Annotated in this window: 1 pseudogene; it reads right to left on the minus strand. The window is 60.3% G+C overall.

The window, feature by feature from the left end:
- Window positions 1-282, minus strand: a pseudogene (locus tag EE949_RS08285) (GlxA family transcriptional regulator); the annotation flags it as partial.

Raw genomic sequence — 282 nt, forward strand, 5'->3', positions numbered from 1 at the left:
GTGACAGTGCGCTGAATGCCGACACCGCCACAGACGATCACGGTGTCCATGACCGGTGCCTGATGCATCGCTGCATCAGGGGTGATCTGCAGACCGTCACTGGCCCAGACCTGACCGCCGTCCACACTCAGGGTGGTCCAGCGATACAGCTCACGGCCAGACAACTGGTTGGCCATTCGCAGAGGTTCTACCGCTGACGCGAGGGAGATCAGTGTGAAGTTGTCCAGCAGCAAAAAGCCGATGGATTGTGGGGCGCGGTTCTGGGGTTGAGCCCCTTGATTG

The organism is Pseudomonas viridiflava, assembly GCF_900602065.1.
GTDB lineage: Bacteria > Pseudomonadota > Gammaproteobacteria > Pseudomonadales > Pseudomonadaceae > Aquipseudomonas.